Below are 24,365 nucleotides of genomic sequence, written 5' to 3' on the forward strand. Positions count from 1 at the left end.
GGCGGTTCACCGTCGCGCCGCCCGCTGGCCGCCTGCCCGCAGCCCGAGATGTCCATGCTGTCCGGCGACCGGTGGGAGATGCCCGCCGGCAGGAGGGGATGACAGCGTGCGCACAGTACGCCGTACCGCCGTCGCGGCACTGGTGGCCGCGACGGTGACGACCGGGCTCGCGGCGCCCGTCCAGGCGAAGCCGCGACCGGACCGGACATTCGACGTGCAGGCCCACCGGGGCGGCCTCGGGCTGCGGGTGGAGAACACCCTCGCCTCCTTCGGCAACGCCCTCCAGCTCGGGGTGAGCACCCTCGAACTGGACGTGCAGATCACCGAGGACGGCCAGGCCGTCGTCACCCACGACCGGAAGATCAGTGGCGCCAAGTGCGTCGACACCAGCCCGGTGACGGCTGGCGACCCGGAGTTTCCGTACGTCGGGAAGTACATCAACACGCTCACCGTGGCCCAGGTGCGCTCCCTGGACTGCGGCTCGAAGACGCTGTCGGACAAGCCCGGCCAGTTCGCCGTCCCGGGTGCCCGGATGCCGTTGCTGCGTGAGGTTTTCGCCCTGATCAACCGCTACCGGGCGAAGGACGTGAAGCTCAACGTCGAAACCAAGGTGGAGGCGGGCGCGCCGACCGAGACCGCCCCGCGCGAGCAGTTCGTCCGGGTCACCGCGGCCGAGATCCGCGCCGCCGGGCTGCTCAAGCAGGTCACCGTCCAGAGCTTCGACTGGGGCGCGCTGATGCGGATGCGTCAGGTCGAACCAACGTTGCCGCTGGTCGCGCTGACCAACTACGACTTCCTGCAGACCGGGCAGCCGGGCGCTTCGCCGTGGCTGGGCGGGCTGGACATCGACGATTTCGGTGGCGACCCGATCAAGGCGATCCGCAGCTTCGGCGCCAGCGCGTTCTCGCCCGTGCACGGCATGCCGCAGAACGGCACGGTCACCGACCCGGGCTACCAGCCGTACGTCACCAAGGAGATGGTCGCCCAGGCGCACCGCTACGGGATCAAGGTGATCCCGTGGACGGTCGACGACGTGCCGACCATGGCCAAGCTGATCGACGACGGTGTGGACGGCATGATCACCGACTACCCGGACCGGCTGCGGGGCCTGCTGGCGCAGCGCGGTTACCGGCTGCCGAAGGCGTACGCCGCGCCGTTCGACATCCAGGCGCACCGGGGCGGTCGGGCGACCCGGCCGGAGAACACGCTGCCGGCGTTCGCGAACGCGCTGTCCAACCGGGCCATCTCCACCCTGGAGCTGGACACCAATGTGACCGCCGACGGCAAGCTCGTGGTGCTGCACGATCGCACAGTGAACGGGTCGCACTGCGTCGACACCGCCCCGGTGCGCCCGGGAGACCAGAAGTTCCCGTACGTGGGCAAACCGGTGCACGAGCTGACCCTGGCGCAGCTCAAGACCGTCGACTGCGGCACGAAGACGCTGCCCGAGCTGCCCGCTCAGGTGCCCGCGCCCGGTGCCAGGATCCCCACCCTGGACGAGGTCTTCGCCCTGGTGAGGGCGAGTGGCCGTTCCGACATCGGAATGAACATCGAGACGAAGATCAGCCCGGTGGTTAACGACACCGAGCCGTACCGCAGTTTCACCCGCAAGCTCGTCGACGCGATCCAGCGGGCCGGCTTCACCAGCCGGGCCACCATCCAGTCGTTCGACTGGCGCACCATCACGTACGCCCGGCAGCTCGACCGGCGGATCGGAACGGTCGCCCTGGTCTGGCAGTACGGTCCGGCCGAGTGCACCACCCTCGCCGACGAGTGCTCGCTGGAGGCGGTCTACGGCAACCCGTCGGTGAAGAGCCCGTGGACCGGTGGGCTGGACTGGTGGAAGTATCAGGACCTCGGCAAGCTGACCCGGGCCGCGGGCGCCGGCACGGTGTCCGCCAACTGGCAGGTGCACGACCCGAAGCAGGGCACTGTCGCCTCGACCGACTGGTACCTGCGGGAGAACCCGGCATACTTCCACGGACCGGACGTCCGGACCCTTCAGACGCGCGACGACCTGAAGGTGATCCCGTACACCGTCGATGACGCGACGGTGATGCAGCGGGTCATCGACCTGGGCGTGGACGGCATCATCACCGACGACCCGGACCTTCTGGTGAGCGTGGCGATCCGCAACGGCCTGCGCTGACCAGTCGACCACCCGATCGCCGGCCGGATTTTTCCGGCCGGCGATCGGTGTTACCTGCTCCGGGGCCCCGGGTAGTCGGGGGTTGTCCCCGCCACGAAAGCGAACCGTGCCGTGGCCGACACGCGGTAGCGGGGCGAGGGAATGCAGGTACGACTCATCGCATCCTGAGGAGGACCAGATGAGCACGCAGGCTGCTTCCACCCGGCCGATGAACCGGCCCATGAACGACCCGCAGAATCCCGCTGCGATGCGAGAGACGCAGCAGATGCCGGTCATGCACGACGGGCGTCGGAACGACATGCAGGCACCTGGTACGGAGACCAAGCAGGCGTTCAAGACCACCGAGTTCTGGATCTACCTGATCGCGGTGGCCGCCGTACTGGGCGCGTCGCAGGTCGTCGGTCGAAACTCCGCTGGGGTGGACATCTTCCGGGCCGACAACGCCTGGTTCCTGATCACCCTGCTGACGCTGGGCTATCTCGGTAGCCGCGGTCTGGCCAAGGCCGGCAGCAACTGGCGCAGCGGCGAGGAGCGCAAGGCCCGGCACTGACCGGTTCACAGCGCACGATGGCCCCCGGGAGAATCTCCCGGGGGCCACCGTCGTCGTTTGTGGACCGTCTACTCGTCGCCACCGAAGTCGCCGAAGTCGCCCTCGAACGCATCCTCGATCATCTCACCGGCGATCATGCCGCCGGCGACGCCGAGCGCCGCGCCGGCCACCATGCCGCCCATGCCGTGCCCGCGGCTGTGACCGTGGGTCGGACCGTACTGGGAACGCAGGCTGCCGTAGCGGGACGTGGTCTCCCGCAGCCAACCGTCGACGACCTGCGCCCAGTCAACCCGGTCGACGTCGGTGTGCGACACCTGGTAGCGGCCGAACGCGTCGTGCCCGGCGCTGAGGAACCCGCCGCGCTTGTCGCACTCCAGGATGACCTCCACACCGCGCTGGCTGGTCACGAAGGTCAGCTCGACCTCGCGGATGGTGCTCGCGTACTGCGGGGAGGCGAAGAACTCGATCTCCTGGTAGAACGGCAGGGTCTGCTGCACGCCCCGGATGTGCCCACGCTCCAGGTCGGCGTGCTTGAACCGGAAGCCGAGCCGCTGGAACGCCTCCAGGATCCGCTCGTGCACCGGCAGCGGGTGCACCGCCACCTGGTCCAGGTCGCTCTTGTCGACCGCGCGGGCGATCGCCAACTCGGTGCGCAGACCCATCGTCATGCCGTGCAGGCGTTGGCCGTACACGTCGGTGATCGGGGTCTCCCACGGCACCGGCAGCTGGAACGGGATCGAGAGCTGCTGCTTCGGAGCGAGGACGAGCGACCCGCTGACCGCCATCCGGTGAAACTCCATCGTGCCCGCGTACTCGGTGTCGTGTCCCTCGACCTCGACCCGGGTGACCAGGCCGATCACCACCTGCTCGATGGCCGCCTCAGCGTCGCCACCGACGAGGTTCACCTGCCCGTCGAGGGTCAGGCCGGGCCGGGTGTTGGGGTTGGTCAGCACGGTGTCCACGCTGGGACCGCCCACACCGAACGCGCTCAACATCTTCTTGAAGACCATCGGAACTCCTGTGCGACGCCGACCGCTCCAGGCTGGAGTCGGACGTTGACTCGAACGGCACCCTATCCAGCACCCCTGTGAGGTGGCTGTGAAGCGCCCGGACGGCCGGCGTCCGTTGATCGACTCCGGTTCATGAAAGTCGGGGTGTCCCGGCGACAGGACACCCCGGTTTCAGCGAACCCGAGTCGATCAACCCTGGCCTTGGCCAACCAACTCGGCGCGCAGCCGCTCGGCGACCCCGTCGGGCGACGGCATCGTGGCGACCTCGGCGCCGATCCGGCGAGCCGCCTCGGTGAACGTCGGCTCGTCGAGCAGCCGGCGCAGTGCCGCCGCGATGGCGGCCGGGTCGGCCTGCCCGGGCATCAGTGCAAGACCCGCTCCGGACGCGGCGACCCGGTCCGCCTGGATGAACTGGTCGGCGCCCTGGGGTACGACCACCATCGGGACGCCACGGGCCAGCGTGCCGAGGGTGGTGCCGGCGCCGCCGTGGGTGATGACCGCGCTGACGTTATCCAGCAACTGGGCCAGCGGCACGAAGGGGGTGAACTCCACCCGCTCCGAGTCGAGCTGGTAGTCCTCCGGCTTGCCGTCGAGGCCGAGCGTGGCCAGCACGTCGACGTCGACGTCGGTGAGGGCGCCCAGCAGCGGGCCGACCACGGCGGGGTCGGCGAAGACCGTACCGAAGCTGACCAGCACCCGGGGACGCCCGCCGGCCGGCGGCGTGTGCCCGCCCGTCGAAGCGTCGGGCGCCTGGTGCGGTTCCGGCCGCAGCGCGATCCGCTCCACCCCCTGCGGTACGGCGAAGCCCTCGAACTGCAGTCCCGGTGGGCAGGTGTCCAGCAGCCACCGCCCGGCCTGGACGCGCTGCGGCGCGGGCAACCCGCGCTCCTCGTAGCGGGCGCGGACCACCGCGATCAGCGGGTCGGTGAACTCGGCCGGCACCGCCGGGCCGAAGGCGAGGGTGGCCAGCGGTACGTCGAGCCCGGCGGCGACCAGCGGCCCCACGAAGTCGAGCATCTCGTTGACGATCAAATCCGGCTGCCAGCTCTTTGCCTGCGCGAACGCCTCGTCGGCGGTGAGGTCGACCCGGACCCCGGCGAAGAACTCGGCGACCGCCTCCGGGATCGGCTCGGTCGCGGGGTTGATGCCCAGTTTTCGCCCCACCTCGGCGAAGAGGACATCCGGCATGGGGCCAGCCGGCAGCAGCTCGATGCCCTCGGGAGCGAGGAGCGGGGCCATGCCCGCAGCGGTCACCACGGCAACGTCGTGGCCTTGGCGCCGGAACGCGCGGATCAGGGGCAGAAGCGGGAGGAAGTGCCCGAAAGACGGCACGTTCGAGAAGAGGACTCGCATGTTCATCAGAATACTCTTCTGACGAGATGGGTCGGTAGAGTGCCCTGGTGGCTGCTCAACCCCGCGCCAGTCGGCGCCAGGAGAGCGCCGAGCAAACGCGGCAGTTGATCTTGGATGCGGCGCAGGATCTGTTCATCACCCGGGGGTACGCCGCCACGACGGTCAACGACATCGCCGCCCGCGCCCGGGTTGCCGTGGCGACCGTCTACACCAGCGTCGGCGGAAAGCCGACGCTGCTGCGTGCGCTCATTGAGGCGGGTGTGAACGACCCGGAGACCGCGCAGAACGTGGCGGCCATCGCGGTCGCCGCCGACCCCGGCGAGGTCGTGCGGCTGATCGGCGCCGGGACACGGTACGGCCACCAGAGCCGCCCGCACACGATCCAACTGATGAGGGCGGCGCCGGGCATGACGGCGAGCGCGGCGGAAGCGGCGCGCGACGGCGCGGCGGCGTACCGGCAGGCGCTACGGGTCGGCGCGGTACGCCTCGACGAACTGTCCGCCCTACGTCCGGGCCTCACCGTCGAACAGGCCACCCAGGTGCTCTGGTTCTACTTCGGGCTGCACTCCTGGCCACAGCTGGTCGACGAGGGTGGCTGGTCGTACGACGAGGCCGAGCGCTGGCTGGTCGACCGGGCCACCGAGGCACTTATCCGGCCCTAGCTGAACTCGCCGTCCTTGATCCCGAGGACGAACACGGTCCACCCTTCGGCGGGGTAGACGAGGGTTGCCGCCGCCCGGTCCTTGCTGTCCCGCACCGCCACTCGACCCGAACCGTCCAGGATGGGCCCCGCCTCGACACAGCTACCACCGTTGCTGTCACTCTTGCTGCTGATGTGCCAAGCGACCTTGGGCATGCTCTCGCTCATGACAACTCCTCCGCGATGCTCGTGATCAACTTCGTTGACTCGCTCTCGCTGAGCGCGGAGTCCAGCAGACGACCATAGGTACGAACAAAGCGCTCAGCCTTCGGCGACTCCAGGTAGAGCCGCCCTCCCAGAGACTCCACGTAGGCCACCGCAGGATACGGCTCTGGCAGCCGGAATATCCAGAACGTGCCGTCGAGCCCTTGGTGCAGGGCCATCCCGGACGGCATGATTCTGATGGCCACGTTGCTCATCTGCTGCACCTGTGTGAGGTGGTGTAGTTGTCGACGCCACACCTCCGGCCCGCCGACTATTCGACGCAGCGCAGCTTCGTCGACCACGGTAGAAATCATGAGCGGGCGGCGTCGCCTCAGAACCTCTTGGCGGGTCATCCGAAGCTCCACCCAGCGATTGATCGTCGCCTCGGTGACTCCCGGTTCTGCCGCGTTACGAATCACAGCCTCGGCGTACTCCCGGGTTTGCAGAAGCCCTGGAACCAGGGTGAGGTGGAAGCAGCAGACCTGCTCCGCGCGACCCTCCAGCCAGGGATATTCGATGAAGGAGGCGTCAACGACGTCGCCATAGTTCTCGTCCCACCGGTCGGTGCGCCAAACCTCCTCGGCAAGCGCCAGCAGGCGAGCCCGCTCGGCTGCGTGGTGAAATCCGTAGAGATCCAACAGCGCGATCACATCACCCTTGCGGATCGGCCAGTCCGCGCGTTCGTACCGACCAAGCGCTGACATGTCGCGCTGCAGATGCTCTGCGACCAACTTCAACGTCATCCCCCGCTCCTCCCGCAGGGTCCGCAATCGCTGCCCCAGCCATTGCGCACGCAGGGTGCGGATGAACGGCTTGTGCGGCATGGTCCACCTCTCAATTTGTTGGCGACGCCCGCGTAGGAACCATTGCTCCAGTTCCTAGCCACTGGAACCGTGGCCCTCGGGTGAGGTGATCGCCGGCCCCCGGGACGCCCGGTGCAAACACGACAACCGCGGCTGTGCCAACAGCCGAGAAGGTGACGAGAGACGGCCTCGCGAGTGGCAGGCGCCTACCGGCTCTCGTCGGGTCTCAACTAGAGCGTCGGGATGTGCGAATCCCGGCTCCGAACCGACTTGAACGAATACCTACCACGAAAAAGGGCGCCCACGCGACCCTGACTCACCCATCGAGGAACGACGAGAGGTGACCGATGCCCAGAGGCACGCTCCACGACGGCGGCCGGCTGCATCCGCGGCACGTCCGCGACCACCAGTTCGCTACCGTCGGCTTCGGCCGGCGGGGCCTCAACCCCGCGGAGGTGCGGCGGTTCCTGCACCGCGTCGCGCTCGACCTGACCGCGCTGCACCACGACCTGGCGCAGCTCAGTGAGGAGAACGCCCGGATGAAGCGGGCGCTGCGTGCCCGACAGGGTGCCTGGTCCGAGAGGCGTCGGCCGTGATCCCGCCGGACGAGCCGCCCGGCGGGATCTTCGTACCGCTGCCTCGGGCCGCCGTGCTGGCGTTCACCGAGTCGACCGAACCGCCGCCCCGACACGTGATCCACCTGCCGGTGGCGGTTCCCGACCTGGCCGGGACACTGGACATGGCCCGTACTCTCGCCCGGTCGCTGACCTCGACGCCGCAGGTCGACGTCGCTGGCATCACCGTGTCGGCGGAGGACGCGCAGCACGTACGACATTGGGTTTTCTGCGACGGGATCATGCCCGATCGCCGCCGCTGCGCGAGGAAGGCCGACCACGTCGGCCCCTGCCTGCCCGATGGCGGTCCATAGGTTGATCTACAGTCTGGCCGATGGAGACGGGAGACGGGCACGTCCAGCGGTGCTCGCTGCGGCGGTGGGGCTCATGCTGAACGACCACTAGCAGGCCCTCCAATCCGTCGATCATGGAGTTCTGGTGGTCGAAAGATGCGATTTCGCGGCTTCTATCCACCCCCACAACTCCATGATCGACGAGGTCAGCCGCCCGGTCAGGCTTCGACGACCACCAGTTCGCCGACCTGCTCGCCGATCGTGGTACGTGCCTCGGCCGGCAACCCGACGTCGGTGATCAGCACGTCGGCGGCCTCCAGTGGGGCGATGGTGGCGATGCCGATCGTCTCCCACTTGGTGTGGTCGGCGAGCACCACGAGCCGGCGGGCCGCGCCGATGAGGCACCTGTTGACCCCGGCCTCCAGCAGGTTGGGGGTGGTGAACCCGGTGCGTGGGCTGAGGCCGTGCACGCCGAGGAACAGCAGGTCGACGTTGAGGGCGCTGATCGCCGCCTCGGCCACCGGCCCGGTCAACGCGTCCGACGGGGTGCGGATGCCGCCTGTCAACACGACTGTCTGGTCCGCGCGGGGGTTCTGGTAGAGCGCGTCGGCCACCGGGATCGAGTTGGTCACCACTGTCAGCCCGCGTACGTCGGAGAGGAGCGTGGCCAGCGCGGCGGTGGTGGTGCCGGCGGAGAGCGCGATGGCCATCCCCGGCTCCACCATCGTCGCCGCCCGCTCGGCGATGGCGCGCTTCTCCGCCTGCTGGCGGATCGACTTCGCGGCGAAGCCGGGTTCCTCGGCCGAGCCCGGCCCGGCGAGGGTCGCGCCACCGTGCACCTTGTCGACCAGGCCGCGCTCGGCCAACACCTCCAGGTCACGCCGGATCGTCATGTCGGACACGCCGAACCGGCTGACCAGGTGACTCACCCGAACCCCGCCACGCTGGCGGATCAGATCGAGGATCGCGGTCTGCCGCTGCTGGGCGAGCATCTGGGGAATCTCCTTCGCACCGTGACTGTCGTCAGAATCAGGTCTGATCCTCACGGACCACCGCCACCTCACCGGCCGGCAGCGTCAGCTCACCCGCGCAGTGTCCTCCGGTCAACAGCTCGACGCCGCGCGCCGGCAGGCGTACCTCGGTGTCGGTGTGGTTGATCGCGAACAGCCACGTCCGGTCGCCGTCGCGGCGGCGGACCACCTCCACCCCGGTCGGCGCCGACGCCGCCGGGCGGACGCCGGCCTCGGCGAGCAGCCGGGCCACCAGCCGGTCGGTGGCCGGGCCGTCCAGCCGGGTGCCGACATACCAGGCGGCGCCGTCGCCCACCCGGTGCCGGGTCAGCGCCGGCACGCCGGGCAAGGGCCCATCGGTGTACGACGCGAGCACCTCGGCGCCGTCGGTGTGCACCCACTCGGTCCACACGTCGGCGGTGCTGCCGTCGTCGAGGTGGACCTGCTCGCCCTCGCGCAGCGGAAAGAACTCCTCGGTACGGACGCCGAGCAACTCCCGGAACGCGCCCGGGTAGCCGCCCAGCCGGATGTGGTCGTTGGCGTCGACGATGCCGCTGAAGTAGGTGACCGCCGCGGTGCCACCGGCCTCGACGTAGCGGTGCAGGGCGGCGACGTCGGCGTCCCGGACCAGGTAGAGGGTCGGCACCAGGACCAGCCGGTAGTCGCTGAGGTCGGTCGACGGGTGGACGATGTCGGCGGTCACGCCGGCCCGCCAGAGCGAGTCGTACAGGGCTTTGAGTCGGTCGGCGTAGGTGACGTCGACGCTGGGGTGCGAGTCCAACTCGACACCCCACCACGCCTCCCAGTCGAACAGGATCGCCACGTCGGCGTCCACCCGACTGCCGCGTACCTCGGCGAGGGCCTTGAGGTCCGCGCCGAGCTGGCAGACCTCGCGGAACACCTTGGTGTCCGGCCCGGCGTGCGGGACCAGCGCGGAGTGGAACTTCTCCGCGCCGGCCCGGGAGGCGCGCCACTGGAAGAAGAGCACCCCGTCGGCGCCGCGGGCGACGTGCGCGAGGCTGTTGCGGCGCAGCTGCCCGGGCAGCTTCGCCACGTTGCGCGGCTGCCAGTTGACCGCGCTGGTGGAGTGCTCCATCAGCAGCCACGGGTCGCCGCCGGCGACGCCCCGGGTGTGATCGGCGGCGAGCGCCAGCCCGAGGTGCGCCTGCGGGTCGGCGGCGGTCAGGTAGTGGTCGTTGGAGACCAGGTCCACGTCGGACGCCCAGGAGTGGTAGTCCATGTGCTTGATGCCCAGGCCGATCATGAAGTTGGTGGTGATCGGCTGCCGGACCAGCGTCTGCAGCACCTCACGCTCGGCGCGCAGTTGGGCGCGCTGCTCGTCGGAGGAGAACCGCAGGAAGTCCAGCTGCTGCGTGGGGTTGGCGAACGTCGGCGCGGTGCGCGGTGGGTTGATCTCGGCCCAGTCGCCGTAGCGCTGGCTCCAGAACGCGGTGCCCCAGGCGTCGTTGAGCCGGTCCAGGTCGCCGTAGCGCTCGCGCAGCCAACCACGGAACGCCTCGGCGCTGACATCGCAGTAGCAGTGCACGTTGTGGCAGCCCAGTTCGTTGGAGACGTGCCACATGACCACGGCGGGGTGCTCGGCGTACCGGCCGGCGACCGCGCGTACGAGCTCCAGCGACCGCTCGCGGAACACCGGTGAGCTGGGGCAGTACGCCTGTCGTCCCCCGGGCCAGAGGATCGCGCCGTCGGCCCGACGGGGCAGCGTCTCCGGGTGCGCGCGGGCCAACCACGGCGGCGGGCTGGCCGTGGCGGTGGCCAGGTCGACCTGGATGCCGCCGTCGTGCAGAAGGTCCAGAACCCGGTCCAGCCAGCCGAACTCGAACCGCCCCGGGGTGGGCTCCAGCAGCGCCCAGGAGAAGATGCCGACGGAGACCAGGTTGACCCCGGCCTGGCGCATCAGGTCGACGTCCTCGGACCAGGTCTCCTCGGGCCACTGCTCGGGGTTGTAGTCGCCGCCGAAATAGATGCTGTCACCCTGCCATCGCCGCATGACAGCTGAGGGTGCACCCGCTGGCCCACGGAAGTCAACAGGTTCCAACATCGAGGTTCTTTCCAACGTTTACCAGGTAACGGCCGCGTCACGACTGGGTTATCAGAGGCGAACTGCCCTCTTGACAGCGCCTGACTGCAGGGTAGCTTGAGGCCCCAATGGCCGTTCGTGTTCGCCAATGTGGATTCTCGGTGGATCTCAATGTGCGATCACGACGCCGGACCTGCCTTCACCACCCTGACGGCCCTTGGGCGTAGCACCTCTTCATCCGCAGGAGGCACAGATGTCCCGTCCCCAATCCCAAGCCGAGTACCTGGCTCGGCTCGTACCGCCCTCAGTCGCCGGCATCAACCGACGGTCGTTGCTGGCCGGCGCGGCCGGCACGGGCGCGCTGCTCGGCACCGGACTGCTCGCCGGCTGCGGCGACGACTCCGGCTCCGGGGGGTCCAGCAAGGACGTGTCGCTCGGCTCGAACCAGTCCGACCCGAAGCCGAAGGACGTCCTGGTCAAGGTCACCGACGGCTTCAAGACCTCGTCCGGGGTGCAGGTCGCGGTGAATACGGTCGACCACAACACGTTCCAGGAGAACATCAACAATTACCTACAGGGCAAGCCCGACGACGTGTTCACCTGGTTCGCCGGCTACCGGATGCGCTTCTTCGCGCAGAAGGGCCTGGCCAGCGACATCAGCGACGTGTGGGGCAAGCTCTCCGGCTACTCCGACGCCTTCAAGAAGGCATCCACCGGCGACGACGGCAAACAGTACTTCGTGCCGGCGACGTATTACCCGTGGGCGGTCTTCTACCGCAAGTCGGTCTGGCAGCAGCACGGCTACCAGGTGCCCACCACCCTGGACCAGTTCACCGCGCTCGGGGCGCAGATGAAGAGGGACGGCCTCACCCCCATCGCCTTCGCCGACAAGGACGGCTGGCCGGCGATGGGCACCTTCGACATCCTCAACCTGCGCATCAACGGCTACCAGTTCCACATCGACCTGATGGCCGGCAAGGAAGCCTGGACCTCCGACAAGGTCAAGAAGGTCTTCGACACCTGGGCCGGCCTGCTCCCCCTGCACCAGCCGGACAGCCTCGGCCGCACCTGGCAGGAGGCCGCGCAGTCGTTGCAGCAGAAGAAGAGCGGTATGTACCTGCTCGGCCTCTTCGTCGGTCAGCAGTTCAGCAACGACGAGCAGGACGACCTCGACTTCTTCACCTTCCCCGAGATCGACCCGGCCATCGGCGCCAAGGCGCTGGACGCGCCGATCGACGGCTACATGATGGCGCGCAAGCCCAAGAACGAGGACAACGCGCGCAAGCTGCTGGAGTACCTCGGCGGCAAGGCCGCTGCGGACATCAACCTCAAGAACGACCCGGCCGTCCTCGTGGCCAACAGTGGCGCGGACGTCGGCGGCTACACCGCGCTGCAGAAGAAGGCCGCCGAACTGGTCGGGTCAGCCACCGAGATCGCCCAGTTCCTCGACCGGGACACCCGGCCGGACTTCGCCTCCACGGTGATGATCCCGGCGATCCAGCAGTTCATCAAGAACCCCAAGGACATCGACGGCCTCACCTCGTCCATCGAGAACCAGAAGAAGTCGATCTTCACTGACTGACGGCGGAAGGGGGAGGACATCGTGTCCGACCTGCCCCTGATCCAAGCGGATCGCGCCGTGCCGCCGCCGGCGACGACCACCTCCACGGGTGGTCGTCGCCGGCGGCTACGGCTCCTGTCCCGCACCGACCGCGTGGTCATCACGCTGATGGTGCTCGTCCCGCTGCTGCTCGTCACCGGGTTCGTCTGGCTGCCGGCGGCGGCCACCGTGCTGCTCTCCGGCACCAACTGGGACGGCATCGGCCCACTGAACGAGATCGAGTTCGTCGGCGCGCGCAACTACAGCGACGTGGTGAGCATCTACCCGCCGTTCGTGCCGGCGATCCAGCACAACCTGCTCTGGTTGGCCTCGCTCTTCGTGGTCGCCACCCCGTTCGGCATGTTCCTGGCCGTGCTGTTGGACAAGGAGCTGCGCGGCAGCCGCTTCTACCAGACCGCGCTCTACCTGCCGGTGGTGCTCTCGCTGGCGCTCATCGGCTTCGTCTGGCAGCTGCTCTACTCCCGCGACCAGGGCCTGATCAACGCCATCTTCGGCAGCAGCATCGACTGGTACGGCGACTCGAACGTCAACATCTGGGCGGTGATGATCGCCTCCGGGTGGCGGCACGTCGGGTACATCATGCTGCTCTACCTGGCCGGTCTGAAGGGCGTCGATCCATCGTTGCGCGAGGCAGCCGCGGTCGACGGCGCCTCGGAGAGACGGACGTTCTTCCAGGTCGTGTTCCCGGTCATGCGGCCCATCAACATCATCGTGCTGGTGGTGACCGTGATCGAGTCGCTGCGCGCGTTCGACCTGGTCTGGGTGGTCAACAAGGGCCGCAACGGGCTGGAGCTGATCTCCGCGCTGGTCACCCAGAACGTGGTGGGCGAGGCGAGCCGGATCGGCTTCGGTTCGGCACTGGCAACGATCATGCTGGTCGTCTCGCTGGTCTTCATCACCATCTACCTGGCGACCGTGATGAGGGAGAACCGGGAATGAGCACCGCGACCATCACCCCGCGGAGCGAGGATGGGCTCGACGCGCCGCCGCGCCGCCGCAAGCTGACCCCGTTGCGGATGCTGCTGCACGGCTTCCTCATCCTCGTCTCACTGGCCTGGCTCTTCCCGATCGCCTGGGCGGTGCTGACCTCGCTGCGTTCCTACGACTACACCGCAGCGAACGGCTACGTGTCATTCGGCGGCTGGACCTTCGACAACTACGTCACCGCCTGGCGGACGGCGGAGTTCGGGCAGCACTTCCTCAACTCGGTGTACATCACCGTGCCGGCGGTACTGCTCACCCTCTTCCTCGCCTCCTGCGTGGCGTTCGTCATCGCCCGGTTCAGTTGGAAACTCAACCTCGTCCTGCTCGGGGTCTTCACCGCGGCCAACCTGCTGCCCCAGCAGGCGCTGCTCATCCCGCTGTTCCGGCTGTTCACCGAGGTGCCGCTGCCGGAGTTCATGAGCGACTCCGAGCTGCTCTACGACAGCTACTGGGGCCTGATCCTGATCAACGTGGCCTTCCAGTGCGGCTTCTGCGTCTTCGTGCTCAGCAACTACATGAAAGCGCTGCCCCGTGACCTGTACGAGGCGGCGATGGTCGACGGGGCGAGCATCTGGCGGCAGTACTGGCAGGTCACCATGCCGCTGTGCCGGCCGGCCCTGGCCGCGCTGGCGACGCTGGAGGTGACCTGGATCTACAACGAGTTCTTCTGGGCCACAGTCCTCATGCGCACCGGCGACAAGTTCCCGGTGACCAGCTCACTCAACAACCTGCGCGGTGAGTTCTTCACCGACAACAACCTGGTCTCGGCGGGCAGCGTGCTCGTCGCGATCCCCACCCTGGTGATCTTCTTTATGCTCCAGCGGCACTTCGTTCGGGGCCTGACCTTGGGAGCCTCCAAAGGATGACCATCCTGCACCTGCGCCGCGCGCGGACCAGCCTGGTGCTCGACGCGCGCGGCCCGGGGCTGCCCCGGGTCGTGCACTGGGGCGGCGACGTCGGCGACCTCGACGACGACGGCCTGCGCCAGCTCACCGACGCGACGGTACCGCCGGTGGTGCCGAGCAGCTTCGACCAGCCGACCGTGCTGTCAGTGCTGCCCGAGGCGAGCGCCGGTTGGAGCGGCCGACCGGGGTTGGCCGGGCACCGCGACGGACGAGACTGGTCCACCTCCTTCCGCCTCGTTGGGGTAGACGTGCGCGACATCGGCCCCGACCCGGACCAGCTGGCTGCGGGCGGGGAGGCGGTGGGCGTACTCCCCTCCGACGGTGGGCACGGCGGGCCCGGCGCGGCGCTGCTGACGGTGCGGGCCTCGGACCCGGCCGCCGGGCTGACTCTGACCATCGAGATCACGCTCGACCGGTACGGCCTGCTGACCGTTCGGCACCGGCTGCGCAACGACGGCGACAGCGCGTACGAGCTGCGGGAGCTGACGCCGGTGCTGCCGGTGCCGGCGGTCGCCACCGAACTGCTCGACCTGACCGGCCGGTGGTGTCGGGAACGGTCCCCGCAGCGGCACCCGTGGCAACACGGCGCCTGGGTCCGCGAGGGCCGGCACGGCCGTACCGGGCACGACGCCACGCTGCTGCTGGTGGCCGGCACCACTGGCTTCGGCTTCGGTCACGGTGAGGTCTGGGCGGTGCACACCGCGTGGAGCGGCGACCACGTCACGTTCGCCGAGCGTCGCCCCACCGGCGAGTCGACAATCGGTGGCGGCGAGCTGCTGGCCCCCGGCGAGGTCCGGCTCGACCCCGGCGAGTCCTACGAGACTCCCCTGCTCTACGCGGTCTGGTCCGACGCCGGGCTGGACGGGCTCAGCGACGTGCTGCACACCCACCTGCGGGCCCGCCCCGGGCACCCGCGCTCCCCCCGCCCGGTGACCCTGAACGTCTGGGAGGCGGTCTACTTCGACCACGACCTGGACCGGCTACGGGCGCTCGCCGACCGGGCCGCGCAGATCGGCGTCGAGCGGTTCGTGCTCGACGACGGCTGGTTCCGGGGCCGACGCGACGACACCGCCGGGCTCGGCGACTGGTTCGTCGACGAGGGCGTCTGGCCGGACGGCCTGCAACCGCTGATCGACCACGTCACCGGCCAGGGCCTCCAGTTCGGCCTCTGGGTCGAGCCGGAGATGGTCAACCCCGACTCGGACCTGTTCCGGGCGCACCCCGACTGGGTGCTCGCGGTGCCGGGGCGGCTACCGCCGGCCTGGCGTCACCAGCAGGTGCTCGACCTGGGCCGCCCCGAGGCGTACGACTATGTGCTGGCACGCCTCGACACGCTGCTCACCGACCACCCGGGCATCCGTTACCTCAAGTGGGACCAGAACCGGGACCTGACCGAGGCCGGGCACCACGGCCGCCCCGGGGTGCACGGGCAGACACTCGCGGTCTACCGGCTGTTCGACGAGTTGCGTGATCGCCACCCGGGCGTGGAGATCGAGAGCTGCTCGTCCGGCGGGGCCCGGGTGGACCTGGCCATCCTGGCGCGTACCGACCGGGTCTGGGCCAGCGACTGCAACGACGCCCTGGAGCGGCTCAGCATCCAGCGCTGGACGGGGTTGCTGCTGCCACCGGAGCTGATCGGCACCCACGTCGGCCCGGAACGCTCACACACCACCCACCGCGTACACGACCTGGGTTTCCGGGCGGCGACAGCGCTCTTCGGCCACCACGGCATCGAGTGGGACATCGCGTCGATCAGCGCTGCCGAGCAGACCGAACTGGCCGCCTGGGTGGCACTGCACAAGCGGCTGCGCCCGCTGCTGCACGCCGGTCGGGTGGTCCGGGTCGACCACCCGGACCCGGCCGTCTGGGCGCACGGCGTGGTCGATCACGACAACAGCCGAGCGGTGTACGCGGTGGCCCGGCTGGCCACCTCGGTGGCGCAGGTTCCCGGCGCGGTGCGGCTGCCCGGCCTCGACCCGGGCCGGCGGTACCGGGTGCGACAGGTGTCGGGCGTACCGGCCCCGGCGACCATCGACCTGTCCGCGCCCACCTGGCTGGCGGCTGGTCTCACCCTCAGCGGGGCGGCACTGGCCCGGGTGGGTGTGCAGCTGCCCGCCCTGCACCCGGAGCAGAGTCTGGTGCTGGAGGTCGACGCCGTCGACTGACAAGATTCTGGAGAATCTTCGGCCGGGGTGTCGAGAACGGCAGGGCCTGCTTCTACCTCAGGGTGAGAGCACCGACGATGGTGCGCAGGTGTGGAGGAGCCAACCATGAAGTACATGCTGTTGATGCAGTTCAGCGCCGCCGGGGCTGACTTCCCGGGCATCGACACCTGGACCCAGGACGAGGTCCGGTCGCACATCGCCTTCATGGGCGAGGTGAACGCCAAGCTTGCCGCCGCCGGTGAGTGGGTCGACGCGCAGGGTCTCGGCGGCCCGCAGCAGGCCCGGATCGTCCGGGCCGGTGAGGGCGGGACGCCGGTGGTCACCGAGGGGCCGTTCGCCGAGACGAAGGAGTTCCTGGCCGGCTACTGGATCGTCGACTGCGACAGCCCACAGCGGGCCGTGGAGCTGGCCGCGCACATCTCCACGGCGCCCGGCCCCGGTGGCCGGCCGCTGAACATGCCGATCGAGGTGCACCCGGTGATGTCCGCCCCTTCGCAGGAGGTGTGAGCGGCTGAACACCGATCCCCGCGTCGAGGACCTGCTGCGCGAGTTGGCGCCGCAGGTCCTCGGCGTGCTCAGCCGCCGTTTCGGTGACTTCGCCACGGCGGAGGACGCGGTTCAGGAGGCGCTGCTGGCCGCTGCCACCCAGTGGCCCACCGAGGGGCTGCCGGCGAACCCCCGTGGCTGGCTGATCCAGGTCGCTTACCGCCGGATGATCGAGCTGGTCCGCGGTGAGCAGGCCCGACGCCGCCGGGAGGACCTGGTCGCCAGCCGGGACCCGGACCACCAGCGGTACGCGCCGGCCCCGGACGAGGAGTTGACCGCCGAGCGGGACGACACGCTGGTCCTGCTCTTCCTCTGCTGCCACCCGGCGCTCGCCCCGACGTCGGCGGTGGCGTTGACGCTGCGCGCCGTCGGCGGGTTGAGCACCGCCGAGATCGCCCGCGCGTTCCTGGTGCCCGAGGCGACGATGGCGCAGCGGATCAGCCGGGCCAAGCAGCGCATCCGGGGATCCGGGCTGCCGTTCCGGATGCCCGATCCGGCGGAGCGGGCGGACCGGTTGGTCGCCGTCCGGCAGGTGCTCTACCTGGTCTTCACCGAGGGGCACACCAGCACCACCGGCCCGGACCTGCGTCGCATCGACCTCGCGGCGGAGGCGATCCGGCTGACCCGCGCGCTGCACACGCTGCTGCCGAACGACAGCGAATCGGCCGGGCTGCTGGCGTTGATGCTGCTCACCGAGGCACGCGGCCCGGCGCGGACCGGGCCGTCCGGCGAGCTGATCTCACTGGCCGACCAGGACCGCAGCCGCTGGGACACGGCGGCGATCGCCGAGGGCGTCGCACTTATCACCCGGGCTCTACCGCGTGGGCCGGTCGGCCCGTACCAGGTACAGGCCGCCATCGCCGCCCTGCACGACGAGGCGCCGAGCACCGAGCAGACCGACTGGCCGCAGATTCTGGCGCTCTACGAGGTGCTGGAACGCATGGCCGGCAGCCCGGTGGTGGCCCTCAACCGGGCCGTGGCGACGGCCATGGTGCACGGCCCGGCCGCCGGCCTGGCCGCCCTCGACGCGTTGGCCCACGACCCGCAGCTGGCCGGACACCACAGGCTGGCCGCCGCCCGCGCCCACCTGCACGAGATGGCCGGTGACCAGGCCCAGGCGATCGCCGACTACCGGGGCGCCGCCGCCCGCACGAGCAGCCGCCCCGAACAGCTCTACCTGACCATGCGGGCAGCCCGACTGGCCGCCGAATCCGGGGACGGCCCGCCTCAGCGGTCGTGATCGAGCCCCAGATGATCTGTCCCAGGAGGTCCGACCGCCGGAGGCACGTCGATAGCGGAGGTGTCGCGGCGCGATTTCCCGTGACGACAGCGGCCAACTGGCGACAACGCCCTCGCTCAGCGAGCCGTTGCGCGGCGACGCGGCCCGGATCGGCGGATGGGTGTCCCGGGCCGCCTTTGGAGCTGATGCGGTAAACGATTCATCCATCGGGACGGGTGCCCGGCCCTGCGCAGCCGATTCGTTTGTGACGTCAGCTCCACAGGGGTTCCGGGACAGGTGTCGGGGTCGCGCGGACGTCACGTCGACGGGTCGGCCGGACGTGGACATCGTCGACACTAGCCTGGGCCACGACGGGTTCATCGACCACGAAGGACCAAGGGGAAGCATGGCGTACGTGCTGCTGGGGATCGCCATCCTCGCCGAGGTGCTGGCGACCAGCCTGATCAAGAGCACCGCCGGGTTCAGCCGCCTCTGGCCGACCGTGGCGTGCCTCGGCGGCTACGCGGTGGCCTTCCTCCTCCTGGCCCAGGCCGTCAAGGAGATCCCTGTGGGGGTGGCGTACGCCCTCTGGTCGGGTCTGGGCACCGCGACCATCGTGGCGATCGGGGCGGTGTTCCTGGGTGAGTCGGTGGGGCTCGCCAAGCTCACCGGCATCGCGCTGATCATCGTCGGGGTGGTCATCGTGAACCTGGCCGGGGAGCACTGACCAGGTCGGGTTCCGGTGGTCGGGTCCGACGCGGACCCGACCACCGGCCCGACGGTCAGCTCGCCGTGCAGCTCACCGCCGGCAGACTGTTGGCGCCGGTCCAACTGCCGAGGAAGCCGAAGCTGGCACTGGCCCCGGCGGCCAGCCGTCCGTTGTAGTCGGTGTTTCGGGCGGTCACGGTGGTTCCGCTGCTGGTGAGGGCCACATTCCAGGATTGGGTGACGCGCTGGCCGTTGGCGAAGGTCCAGCCGGCGGTCCAGCCGGTGATCGCCCTCGCGCCGGCGGTCACCCGCACCTCACCCTGGAAGCCGCCCTGCCACTGGTTGGTCACCGTGTACGTGGCCGTGCAACCACCGGCTGGCGGCGGCGTGGTGGGTGGCGGCGTCGTCGGCGGTGGGGTGGTCGGGGGCGGCGTGGTCGGCGGAGGGGTGCCGCCGAAGACGCTGGCCTCGCGGGCGGTCTGCCGGATGCCGTTGGCGCCGTTGAAGAGGCGCTGACCCCAGTCGGTCAGGCTCGCCGGGTTGAAGTTGGTGGCCAGGTCGAGATATTCGACGCCGCCGCCGTTGCCGCTCCACGACCAGCCCAGCCAGCCGATCCCGTTGGCCTGGCTGTACGCGAGGATGGCGTCCTCGTCCGGGTTGCCGTCGGAGTGGTTGAAGCCGAACTCACCGACCACGATGGGCAGCCCGGCGGCGCGGAACCGGCCCAGATAGTCGCTGATCTCCGCGGCGGTGTCGAACACCCCGTACATGTGGATGGAGAACACCGTGTTGCGGGCCGGGTCGGCGGCGAAGACCGACGCGGCGTTGTCGCGCATGGTGAACGACCAGTCCTGCCCCCAGTTCGGGGCGTCCACCATGATCGTGTGGGTCAACCCGCCGGCCCGCAGGCGCTTGATCGCATTGGCGTTGTCGGTGGCCCACGAGGCGTAGTTCTGGTTGCCGTACGGCTCGTTGCCGATGTTGACGATGACGTATCTTTCCTGGCCGGCGAGGACGTCGGCGAGGCTGAGCCAGTAGTCGACGGCGCGGTCGAGGGTGATCGCGCCGCTCTGCTCGCCGTACCCGGTGGTGTCGTGCACCTCCAGCACACAGATCAGCCGGTTGGCCTTGCAGAGCGAGATGACGTTGGCGACGTCGGCGTTTGTGTTGCGGGTCCACCTGTCACCGCTGGAGAGCACCACCCGCACGGTGTTCGCCCCGAGCGCCTTGACGTCGGCGAACGAGCTGGTCTGCTGCGGGTACCAGGTGTGCGCGTGGTTGACGCCGCGCATGATGAATTCGGCGCCGTTGGCGTCGTACAACTTGCCGCCAGCGACGGAGAAGCCAGCCGCGGCGTGCGCCGGCTGGCCGAACGCCAGCACGGTGACGAGCAACGCGAGCAGTGTCGCGCCGACGGCGGAGAGTCGAGTCTTCATGGCCTTCCTCAGGGAGGACCCCCGGTGCCCGACAGGGGTGGGGACGAGACAGGGAAGGCGGCTGCAGCCCGGCAGCCGCGCCCGGCTCCCGGCGCACGCATCAGCGTAGGACGATGGATCGGCCTTCGCAACCGGTTCAGTTGGCGGGCCCGCAGCCCGGACAGCCGCAACGGCCCACGCAGGACGCGGGCCGTCACGGGGCGGTCATCCCCACCACAGGATGTGCGCCACACCCGGCTCTTAACCGGTTAAGAGCGACGGTAGGCAGGTGACTGCGATCCGTCAAGCACCGCGGCAGCCGAATCGGACGAGAGGGTTGACCGCCGTGCATCGGGGTATCCCGGGAACGATCCGTTGGTGAGAGGGGATACCAGGATGGTCAGCGTCGGCTACACCCTGATGAGCGAGCAGGCCGGGCCCAAGCAGCTGGTGGACCATGCGGTACGGGCCGAGGCGGCTGGTTTCGACCAACTGGTGATGTCCGACCACTACTACCCCTGGCTGGACTCCCAGGGCCACTCCCCGTACGCCTGGTCGGTGCTCGGCGCGGTCGCCCACGCCACCTCCCGGGCGCAGCTGATGTCCTTCGTGACCTGCCCGATCCGCCGCTACCACCCGGCCGTGGTCGCGCAGAAGGCCAGCACGATCGGGGCGCTCTCGGACGGCCGTTTCACCCTCGGCCTGGGCGCCGGGGAGAACCTGAACGAGCACGTGGTCGGCGGTTGGCCGCACGTCCAACAGCGGCACGAGATGTTCGAGGAGGCGTTGCAGATCATCCGGCCGTTGCTCAACGGGGAGACGCTGACCTTCTCCGGCAACCACTTCGACGTGCCCGACGCCTACGTCTGGGACCGCCCGGAACAGCCGGTGCCGATGGCCGTCGCCGCGTCCGGTCGACAGTCCGCGACGCTTGCCGCCGAGTACGGCAACGGCCTCATCTCCACCGAACCCGACCGGCACATCATCGAGATGTACGACGATGCCGGGGGCGCCGGCCAGCCCCGCTACGGCCAGGTGGCCATCTGCTACGGCCCCGACGAGGCGGAGTGCCGCAAGATCGTCCACGACCAGTTCCGCTGGTTCGGGATGGGTTGGAAGGTCAACGCCGACCTGCCCGGCCCGGAGTCCTTCGCCGCCGCCACCCAGTTCGTCCGCGAGGAGGACGTCGCCGAGGGCATCTCCTGCGGTCCGGACGTGGACGCGCACGTCGAGGCGTTCCGCAAGTTCGTCGACGCCGGCTTCACCCACGTGGCGATCATTCAGGTCGGTGGGGAGACCCAACCGATGTTCCTGGACTGGGCGCGGGAGCAGCTGCTGCCCCGGTTGCGCGAGCTGTGAACCGAGGTGCGGCGCCTCCGCCGCCCGGGTCGAGCCGCCGCAGCGCCGTCGGCCGGTTCGGGCCGGCCGAGCTGCGGCTCGCCATGGCCGCGCCCCGGGCGGCCGGCGGACTGACCAGCGAGTGGCGGGTCGTTGACGGGCTGCGCACCCACACCCGCCGCAGCGCCGACCCGGGGACCGGGGCGCCACCCGCGGTGCTGGTACACGGCTTGGCGGTCTCGCACCGATATCTCACCCCGCTGGCCGTCGCGCTCTCCACCACCCACCAGGTGTACGTGCCGGACCTGCCCGGCTTCGGACTGACCGAACACCCCCGGGGCGCGTTCGACGTCCGCCGGCACGCCGACCACCTGGCCGCCTGGCTGGCCGCGTACCAACTGCCGCCGGTCTGCCTGCTGGGGCACTCGTTCGGCGCGGAGGTGGTCGCCGCGGTGGCCGCTAGCCACCCCGATGCGGTACGCGCGCTGGTGTTGGCCGGACCGACAAGTGACCCGGCGGCCCGGTCCCGACGGGACCAGTTCGGTCGCTGGCTGGTGGACACCCTGCGCGAGGCGCCGCTGCAGGCCCCGATCCTGGTACGGGACGTCTGGAACGCCCGGCCCTGGCGGGTCCTCGCCACGCTGTCGCACTCGGTGCGGAACGCGATCGAGGCGGACCTCGTCCGCGTCAGCGCGCCGACTGTCGTGGTGACCGGCGATCGCGACCCGGTCGTGCCGCAACGGTGGCGGGACGAGGCGACGCGGCTGGTGCCGGAGGCGGCCCTGGTGGTCGTTCCCGGTGCGGCGCACAACGTGGTCACGACCGCCCCGACTGCCGTCGCCGACGCGATCCGGCACCTGCTAGCCCCTCAACCCGCACTCACGGACAGGTGAACATCATGCGCTTCGGCAACACGGAGATCCGCCCGCTCGGCGGGGGCCTCGGCTGCCTCCTGATGATCCTCTTCTCGATCGTGGCCTCGGTGGTGCTGACCGTCCTGCTGAATCTGGTGCTCTGAGCCCCGCGAGCCTCAACGGCGCAGGCCCAGGGCGTTGAGCACCTCCCGGACGGCCAGCCGGGCCGGGTCGAGCACCGAACGGCGGGCCCAGCGGGCCGCGGGCGCGACGGTGGCCCGCCACACCGCCTTGAGGCCCCGCATCACCGGCACGACCGTCACCGACCAGACCCACCGGACTCCCGCGAGCAGCGGGCGTACGGTGTGCTGCCACAGCCAGCGCAACCCCCGCCCGAGCGGGCGCAGCAGCAGTCGGTAGAGCACTCTCAGCACCCGGCCGGCGGTCTGCCATGCGCCGACCACCGCGGCGACGACCAGCCGACCGACGGGCGTGAGCACCGCGCCCAACCACCGCAGCGGCCACCGGACCAGGTACGTGGCGAGCCAGACCAGCACCCGCCCCAGCACGACGAGAAGCGGACGCAGCCCACGACGGGCCAGCCAGACCAGCGCGGGCCAGATCACCGTGCGGACGACCCACGCCAGCGGGAGCCACAGCAGGTGCCGGGCGCACCAGACCAGCGGAAGCCAGACCAGCCGGTGCAGCACCCAGGCCAGCGGGGCCAGCAGCCAGCGGCGCAGGAACCGGCCCGCCGGGCGGAGCAGGTACCGGTGCAGCAGCCGGCCGGCAGCCGCGATCAGCTCCCAGAGCAGGCGTACCGGCAGCACCACGACCAGCGCCACACCGCGCGCGACGGCCGAGACGAGCGGAAGCGCGACGGCGGCCGGCTGCGCCGTGCCCGAGGCCAGCGGGCCGGCGGCCGGACGAGCCCTCGGTGGCGCGGCCCGGTGATCGTTCGGCGGACCGGGCAGCGGCGGGCGGAGGGTACGGCGGTCGGTCACTGTGGCACGGTAATCGGCCCGCGCCACGCCATGGGGGTGCCGGCGACGCGAGACCGAGAGGCCGCGTCAGCTGGCGGACAACTCCAACGTGACGAGCAGCGGATAGTGGTCGGAGGCGGTGGCCGCCGCGCCGTCGCGGAGCACCCGACAGTCGTGCGCCCGCTGCGCCACCGCCGGGCTGCCGATCAGGTAGTCCAGCCGCATCCCGGCGAACTCGGCCCCACCGAGTCGGGTGGGCACGGTATGGCCGGCGGCCTCCGGTGCGTCGACGTTGCCCGACGGCCACAGGTCGACAAGGCCGGCGGCGAGCAGCCGGGCGATCGCGCGGGTGTCCACCGCGCCGCCGGAGCGACGCAGGTGCCGCCGCCGGTAGAGGGCGGGCATACCGGCCAGCCGGGCGGTGTGGTCGACGGTCGGGTCGAGCGAGTTGAGGTCACCGGCGACAAGCGTCAGCGGCCCCCGGTCGCGGCGCATCGCGGCGACCAACCAGTCGACCTCCATCCGCCGCCGACCCCCTGAGTACGGGTAGAGGTGAGTGCCCAGCACCGTGAACGGACCGGCGGACGTGGCCACCACGACGCGGACGGCCGCGTGGTGGAACGGGCGGCGCACCGACCCGGCGTCGACGACCCGGTACGGGGGCCGGACCAGCACCGCCACCGGCTGCCCGAAGCAGGACCGGGCCAGGTGGGGCGTCATCCCCACCCGGCCCGCCACCGTGGCCATCAGCCCGTCCCGGTCGAAGCCGCGCAACTCCTGCAGGGCCAGCACGTCCGGTGCCTGCTCGTTGACGACCTGGACCACCTGATCCAGCCGGTCCGGGCCGCCGCGGTCCCGCCCGCCGGTGCGGACGTTCCAGGTCATCACCCGCAGCACGAC

Annotated in this window: 23 protein-coding genes; 14 read left to right on the forward strand and 9 right to left on the reverse strand. The window is 70.1% G+C overall.

The features are described from left to right. Positions 1-106 precede the first annotated feature (106 nt). The gene (locus ABZU74_RS08415) at positions 107-2,149 is read left to right on the forward strand and encodes a glycerophosphodiester phosphodiesterase family protein (RefSeq protein WP_355419830.1); all 2,043 of its coding nucleotides are present in this window, start codon (positions 107-109) and stop codon (positions 2,147-2,149) included. A 178-nt stretch (positions 2,150-2,327) separates the two neighbouring features. Beyond that, entirely contained in the window at positions 2,328-2,699 is a 372-nt protein-coding gene (locus ABZU74_RS08420) for a hypothetical protein (RefSeq protein WP_355419833.1), read from the forward strand. Positions 2,700-2,767: 68 nt separating this feature from the next. Here the strand turns inward: ABZU74_RS08420 and ABZU74_RS08425 are convergent, their stop codons facing one another. Together ABZU74_RS08425 and ABZU74_RS08430 are read right to left on the reverse strand one after the other, a co-directional pair. After that, a complete protein-coding gene (locus ABZU74_RS08425) occupies positions 2,768-3,709 on the reverse strand; it encodes a sporulation protein (protein ID WP_355419836.1) in 942 nt (313 codons plus the stop codon). Between the two features lie 189 nt (positions 3,710-3,898). Next, positions 3,899-5,068 (reverse strand): glycosyltransferase, encoded by a 1,170-nt coding sequence (locus ABZU74_RS08430; protein ID WP_355419839.1) that lies wholly within the window; start codon positions 5,066-5,068, stop codon positions 3,899-3,901. A 41-nt stretch (positions 5,069-5,109) separates the two neighbouring features. Between ABZU74_RS08430 and ABZU74_RS08435 the strand changes: the two genes are divergently transcribed. Further along, positions 5,110-5,724 (forward strand): TetR family transcriptional regulator, encoded by a 615-nt coding sequence (locus tag ABZU74_RS08435; RefSeq protein ID WP_355419842.1) that lies wholly within the window; start codon positions 5,110-5,112, stop codon positions 5,722-5,724. Here the strand turns inward: ABZU74_RS08435 and ABZU74_RS08440 are convergent. Next, positions 5,721-5,930: a DUF397 domain-containing protein gene (locus ABZU74_RS08440; RefSeq protein WP_355419845.1), complete on the reverse strand. Its 210-nt coding sequence runs from the start codon at positions 5,928-5,930 to the stop codon at positions 5,721-5,723. The genes ABZU74_RS08435 and ABZU74_RS08440 overlap by 4 nt on opposite strands. Next, on the reverse strand, positions 5,927-6,790 hold the full coding sequence (locus ABZU74_RS08445) for a helix-turn-helix transcriptional regulator (protein WP_355419848.1): 864 nt from the start codon (positions 6,788-6,790) through the stop codon (positions 5,927-5,929). The genes ABZU74_RS08440 and ABZU74_RS08445 overlap by 4 nt, the downstream gene beginning before the upstream one ends. Before the next feature lie 326 nt (positions 6,791-7,116). On the opposite strand from ABZU74_RS08445, the gene ABZU74_RS08450 reads away from it, so the two are divergent. Both ABZU74_RS08450 and ABZU74_RS08455 read left to right on the forward strand, forming a co-directional pair. Next, a complete protein-coding gene (locus ABZU74_RS08450) occupies positions 7,117-7,365 on the forward strand; it encodes a DivIVA domain-containing protein (RefSeq protein ID WP_355419851.1) in 249 nt (82 codons plus the stop codon). Between the two features lie 95 nt (positions 7,366-7,460). After that, positions 7,461-7,697 (forward strand): hypothetical protein, encoded by a 237-nt coding sequence (locus tag ABZU74_RS08455; RefSeq protein ID WP_355420492.1) that lies wholly within the window; start codon positions 7,461-7,463, stop codon positions 7,695-7,697. A 197-nt stretch (positions 7,698-7,894) separates the two neighbouring features. Here ABZU74_RS08455 and ABZU74_RS08460 read toward each other — a convergent pair whose 3' ends face one another. Both ABZU74_RS08460 and ABZU74_RS08465 read right to left on the reverse strand, forming a co-directional pair. Next, positions 7,895-8,668: a DeoR/GlpR family DNA-binding transcription regulator gene (locus ABZU74_RS08460; RefSeq protein ID WP_355419854.1), complete on the reverse strand. Its 774-nt coding sequence runs from the start codon at positions 8,666-8,668 to the stop codon at positions 7,895-7,897. A gap of 37 nt (positions 8,669-8,705) precedes the next feature. Continuing rightward, positions 8,706-10,697: a beta-galactosidase gene (locus ABZU74_RS08465; RefSeq protein ID WP_355419857.1), complete on the reverse strand. Its 1,992-nt coding sequence runs from the start codon at positions 10,695-10,697 to the stop codon at positions 8,706-8,708. Positions 10,698-10,980: 283 nt separating this feature from the next. On the opposite strand from ABZU74_RS08465, the gene ABZU74_RS08470 reads away from it, so the two are divergent. The 7 genes from ABZU74_RS08470 (at position 10,981) to ABZU74_RS08500 (ending at position 18,894) form a co-directional block, all read left to right on the forward strand. After that, positions 10,981-12,309: an ABC transporter substrate-binding protein gene (locus ABZU74_RS08470; protein WP_355419860.1), complete on the forward strand. Its 1,329-nt coding sequence runs from the start codon at positions 10,981-10,983 to the stop codon at positions 12,307-12,309. A gap of 21 nt (positions 12,310-12,330) precedes the next feature. After that, on the forward strand, positions 12,331-13,287 hold the full coding sequence (locus ABZU74_RS08475) for a sugar ABC transporter permease (RefSeq protein ID WP_355419863.1): 957 nt from the start codon (positions 12,331-12,333) through the stop codon (positions 13,285-13,287). Further along, complete coding sequence (locus ABZU74_RS08480; RefSeq protein ID WP_355419865.1) at positions 13,284-14,198, forward strand: carbohydrate ABC transporter permease; 915 nt, start codon at positions 13,284-13,286, stop codon at positions 14,196-14,198. The genes ABZU74_RS08475 and ABZU74_RS08480 overlap by 4 nt, the downstream gene beginning before the upstream one ends. Further along, on the forward strand, positions 14,195-16,402 hold the full coding sequence (locus ABZU74_RS08485) for an alpha-galactosidase (protein WP_355419868.1): 2,208 nt from the start codon (positions 14,195-14,197) through the stop codon (positions 16,400-16,402). Before ABZU74_RS08480 ends, ABZU74_RS08485 begins: the two co-directional genes overlap by 4 nt. 105 nt (positions 16,403-16,507) lie before the next feature. Continuing rightward, positions 16,508-16,909, forward strand: a complete 402-nt coding sequence (locus ABZU74_RS08490; RefSeq protein WP_355419870.1) for a YciI family protein — start codon at positions 16,508-16,510, stop codon at positions 16,907-16,909. Positions 16,910-16,913: 4 nt separating this feature from the next. After that, a complete protein-coding gene (locus tag ABZU74_RS08495; RefSeq protein WP_355420495.1) occupies positions 16,914-18,188 on the forward strand; it encodes a sigma-70 family RNA polymerase sigma factor in 1,275 nt (424 codons plus the stop codon). Between the two features lie 385 nt (positions 18,189-18,573). Further along, the gene (locus ABZU74_RS08500; RefSeq protein ID WP_355419873.1) at positions 18,574-18,894 is read left to right on the forward strand and encodes a multidrug efflux SMR transporter; all 321 of its coding nucleotides are present in this window, start codon (positions 18,574-18,576) and stop codon (positions 18,892-18,894) included. A 55-nt stretch (positions 18,895-18,949) separates the two neighbouring features. Here the strand turns inward: ABZU74_RS08500 and ABZU74_RS08505 are convergent, their stop codons facing one another. Further along, a complete protein-coding gene (locus ABZU74_RS08505) occupies positions 18,950-20,311 on the reverse strand; it encodes a cellulase family glycosylhydrolase (protein ID WP_355419876.1) in 1,362 nt (453 codons plus the stop codon). Positions 20,312-20,686: 375 nt separating this feature from the next. Here ABZU74_RS08505 and ABZU74_RS08510 point away from each other — a divergent pair, with 375 nt between their 5' ends. Further along, entirely contained in the window at positions 20,687-21,649 is a 963-nt protein-coding gene (locus ABZU74_RS08510) for a TIGR03557 family F420-dependent LLM class oxidoreductase (protein WP_355419878.1), read from the forward strand. After that, positions 21,646-22,521, forward strand: a complete 876-nt coding sequence (locus tag ABZU74_RS08515; RefSeq protein ID WP_355419881.1) for an alpha/beta fold hydrolase — start codon at positions 21,646-21,648, stop codon at positions 22,519-22,521. The genes ABZU74_RS08510 and ABZU74_RS08515 overlap by 4 nt, the downstream gene beginning before the upstream one ends. 137 nt (positions 22,522-22,658) lie before the next feature. On the opposite strand, the gene ABZU74_RS08520 is transcribed toward ABZU74_RS08515, so the two are convergent. Both ABZU74_RS08520 and ABZU74_RS08525 read right to left on the reverse strand, forming a co-directional pair. Beyond that, positions 22,659-23,486: a hypothetical protein gene (locus ABZU74_RS08520; protein WP_355419884.1), complete on the reverse strand. Its 828-nt coding sequence runs from the start codon at positions 23,484-23,486 to the stop codon at positions 22,659-22,661. Positions 23,487-23,552: 66 nt separating this feature from the next. Then, positions 23,553-24,362 (reverse strand): endonuclease/exonuclease/phosphatase family protein, encoded by an 810-nt coding sequence (locus ABZU74_RS08525; RefSeq protein ID WP_355419886.1) that lies wholly within the window; start codon positions 24,360-24,362, stop codon positions 23,553-23,555. Between the last annotated feature and the right edge of the window lie 3 nt (positions 24,363-24,365).

This window comes from Micromonospora sp. NPDC005171 (genome assembly GCF_040608575.1).
In the GTDB taxonomy this organism is placed as follows: domain Bacteria; phylum Actinomycetota; class Actinomycetes; order Mycobacteriales; family Micromonosporaceae; genus Micromonospora.

What these genes read in the sequence shown, in the direction of transcription:
- ABZU74_RS08420 (WP_355419833.1), top strand. Translation starts at nt 2,328, where the DNA reads ATGAGCACGCAGGCTGCTTCCACCCGGCCGATGAACCGGCCCATGAAC.
- ABZU74_RS08425 (WP_355419836.1), bottom strand. Translation starts at nt 3,709, where the DNA reads ATGGTCTTCAAGAAGATGTTGAGCGCGTTCGGTGTGGGCGGTCCCAGC.
- ABZU74_RS08430 (WP_355419839.1), bottom strand. Translation starts at nt 5,068, where the DNA reads ATGAACATGCGAGTCCTCTTCTCGAACGTGCCGTCTTTCGGGCACTTC.
- ABZU74_RS08440 (WP_355419845.1), bottom strand. Translation starts at nt 5,930, where the DNA reads ATGAGCGAGAGCATGCCCAAGGTCGCTTGGCACATCAGCAGCAAGAGT.
- ABZU74_RS08445 (WP_355419848.1), bottom strand. Translation starts at nt 6,790, where the DNA reads ATGCCGCACAAGCCGTTCATCCGCACCCTGCGTGCGCAATGGCTGGGG.
- ABZU74_RS08450 (WP_355419851.1), top strand. Translation starts at nt 7,117, where the DNA reads ATGCCCAGAGGCACGCTCCACGACGGCGGCCGGCTGCATCCGCGGCAC.
- ABZU74_RS08460 (WP_355419854.1), bottom strand. Translation starts at nt 8,668, where the DNA reads ATGCTCGCCCAGCAGCGGCAGACCGCGATCCTCGATCTGATCCGCCAG.
- ABZU74_RS08465 (WP_355419857.1), bottom strand. Translation starts at nt 10,697, where the DNA reads ATGCGGCGATGGCAGGGTGACAGCATCTATTTCGGCGGCGACTACAAC.
- ABZU74_RS08470 (WP_355419860.1), top strand. Translation starts at nt 10,981, where the DNA reads ATGTCCCGTCCCCAATCCCAAGCCGAGTACCTGGCTCGGCTCGTACCG.
- ABZU74_RS08480 (WP_355419865.1), top strand. Translation starts at nt 13,284, where the DNA reads ATGAGCACCGCGACCATCACCCCGCGGAGCGAGGATGGGCTCGACGCG.
- ABZU74_RS08485 (WP_355419868.1), top strand. Translation starts at nt 14,195, where the DNA reads ATGACCATCCTGCACCTGCGCCGCGCGCGGACCAGCCTGGTGCTCGAC.
- ABZU74_RS08490 (WP_355419870.1), top strand. Translation starts at nt 16,508, where the DNA reads ATGAAGTACATGCTGTTGATGCAGTTCAGCGCCGCCGGGGCTGACTTC.
- ABZU74_RS08500 (WP_355419873.1), top strand. Translation starts at nt 18,574, where the DNA reads ATGGCGTACGTGCTGCTGGGGATCGCCATCCTCGCCGAGGTGCTGGCG.
- ABZU74_RS08505 (WP_355419876.1), bottom strand. Translation starts at nt 20,311, where the DNA reads ATGAAGACTCGACTCTCCGCCGTCGGCGCGACACTGCTCGCGTTGCTC.
- ABZU74_RS08510 (WP_355419878.1), top strand. Translation starts at nt 20,687, where the DNA reads ATGGTCAGCGTCGGCTACACCCTGATGAGCGAGCAGGCCGGGCCCAAG.